This window comes from Labrys sp. KB_33_2 (assembly GCF_052114505.1).
Taxonomy (GTDB): Bacteria; Pseudomonadota; Alphaproteobacteria; order Rhizobiales; family Labraceae; genus Labrys.
In genome coordinates, this window is sequence record NZ_JBFREW010000059.1 from 1 (window position 1) to 2,486 (window position 2,486).

Genomic DNA, 2,486 nt, shown 5'->3' on the forward strand with positions numbered 1-2,486 from the left:
CCAAGGAGGATCACGGCTATATCGGGGAGCGGCAGGACGAGACGGGCCTGCTCTACCTTAACGCAAGATATTACGATCCCCACATCGCACGCTTCGTCTCCCCAGACTGGTGGGACCCCACACAGGAAGGCGTCGGAACCAACCGGTACTCATACGCCGATAACAATCCTATCAATGTCGCAGATCCAAGCGGGCATTACGGCGATACTAAGAACGGGCAGGAAAAGGGCAACGACGACAATGACAGCCCGACGGAAGGTCAATACAGTGGCCATAGCCTCACTGATGACCCCAAGCCCGATCATTCTGGAGAGTATGACGTTGCTGCTCCAAAGGGTGCAGGGGGTATGCGCCCAACAGGGTCGTGGCCGAAATACAACTCAGGGGCGGACAGGCGGGCGCTTAAGGCGGCAGAGCAGCAAGGCAAAATGGACGCCGCGCTCCGCGACCTTGAGAAGAATGCGCAAACCGTTCTGGATGCTACCAAAAAGTTGCAGCAGCCGACGACCCCGCAGATCGGTACATGGAAGACGACCAATGAGGCAATGTCGCCCAGGGCCGCCTCATATCAGGCACAAATAACTGGCCGTCCCGGCGAGTCGTTAGTCGTAAATGGCGTCAAATTTGACGGCACCAATAATGGAGCGTTAGTTGATGCAAAAGGGCCAGGCTATGCGAAGTTCGTGAAAGATGGTGAATTCAAGGGATGGTTTAGAGGACAGAGTTCTCTTGTTGATCAGGCGAACCGACAAACTCAGGCCGTCCAAAATGCGGCTTCAATCAATTGGCATGTTGCTGAGAAGGAAGCGGCGGCAGCCATCAGGTCATTGTTAGGTGAGAATCAGATCAGGGGAATTAGTGTTATCCATACCCCTCCCAAATAGTCGGATAGTTTTATGAAAAACTGGATGCTCGCTGGCTATTGGCCCGCGCGAAAAGAGTCCCTCGACGAATGCACGATGAGAACCGCCGAGTTTATATCGAAGATAGTAAAGGTCCGGTCACAGTTCTCGTGCTGGTACAAACTCGGACGGACACGGAAGCAAGCGCTTGAACAGCCCGTAGACATTGGAAACATTAAAATAATTAGAAATTTGCTAGCTGCGGGGCGAAATCGCAGAGACATTGACCAAGAAGTAATCGATGAGCTGGGTTATTCTCTGAGTGTTTGGAACGGGGGAGATCGAGACGAAAATGAGAGTAATTTGTCTATAACCTGCGGGGTATATAGCAATTTCAACAGAAATAGTGTCTTATTGAAGTTTCAGGCGGATCTTCATGCAGAGGAGGGGGATAAGGAAGGCTTGATGCTTCTTACTGCATTGGCGGAAAGCTGGGAGCCGGAATGGGCAGGCTTGATGTCGCGACCAGCGATGCGGGATCGCGACTTTGGCGCATCGTCCTCTCCTTTCGTCGATTGGATGGTTTATGTCCCTAAAGTTTTGCCTTCTCCCCCGAGACCATCCCGTCTCGTCGAGACAGGGAGGCCTGGAAGTATAATCGTAGTGCAGCCTGACCCGCCACAGGTTGGCGATCTTGAGGCGAGGTCTCGGATAGCTGCCGTGGAGAACTTGATAAAAGGAAGTTAGACTTCATGGGCGCGGGAAAGTGCCGCGACGGGGCTGATCGATGCGATCACCTCGCCGGGAGGCGCCTCGATCGATGCCTGGACCTATGGCTATGACGAACTGGAACAGCTGACCTCGGCCAGCAATGCCGGCAATGCCTCGCTCAACGAGACCTACAGCTATGACGATGCGGGCAACCTGACCTCGAAGCCGAGATATGACTCTCTGGTTTTGTCATATCGGGTGGCGATGCGACGCCAGTTCTTGAGCTTGTTGAAGAGTTGTTCGACGCGGCTGCGCTGGCGGTATTTGTCGCGATCATGGAGGGCCGGATTGCGACGACCACGCTTGGGCGGGATCACGGCTCGGACACCGTGGAACGCGATCTCCTCGCGAATGGCGTCGGAGTCATAGCCACGATCGGCGAGCAGCGCCTTGGCCTTATCGGCGATCATCCCGAACAGCGGGCCGAAGCCCTTCACATCGTGGGCTTCGCCCGGCGTCAGGACGAAGCCGAGCGGACGGCCTTTTGCGTCACAGGAGGCGTGGAGTTTCGTGGTGAACCCGCCGCGCGATCGGCCAAGCGCCTCGGCTGCTTGAGTCCCTTTTTTATGCCGACAGCGCAGTGGTGCGCCCGGACGATGGTGCTATCGATCATGTCGGCGGACCGCTCCCGACCTGCCATCTCGGCCAGAGTTTCGAGCATGGCGTCGAACACGCCCGTCTCGACCCAGCGCCGATAGCGGCGGAAAACGCTGTTCCACTTGCCTGTTTGATCCCGTGTTTTGATGGTGCAATCTTTTCCACCGGATGGAAGGAGGCACTATGGGCCAGGTTCTTCATGGCAGCGCCACGACGACAGAGGCAATCCGTCGAGCGATACAACATAGTGAAGAGAGCCTGAGAGCTCTGGCGAAA

The 2,486-nt window shown here is 55.7% G+C and carries 2 protein-coding genes and 1 pseudogene; 2 read left to right on the forward strand and 1 reads right to left on the reverse strand.

The window, feature by feature from the left end; translation table 11 throughout:
• A partial coding sequence (locus AB4037_RS34445; protein ID WP_441774652.1) for an RHS repeat-associated core domain-containing protein occupies nt 1-884 on the forward strand: 884 nt, incomplete at its 5' end.
• A 24-nt stretch (nt 885-908) separates the two neighbouring features.
• Nucleotides 909-1,589 (forward strand): Imm52 family immunity protein, encoded by a 681-nt coding sequence (locus tag AB4037_RS34450; protein WP_441774653.1) that lies wholly within the window; start codon nt 909-911, stop codon nt 1,587-1,589.
• Between the two features lie 158 nt (nt 1,590-1,747).
• On the opposite strand, the pseudogene AB4037_RS34455 reads toward AB4037_RS34450, so the two are convergent.
• Nucleotides 1,748-2,226, reverse strand: a pseudogene (locus tag AB4037_RS34455) (IS5 family transposase); the annotation flags it as partial.
• Nucleotides 2,227-2,486 lie beyond the last annotated feature (260 nt).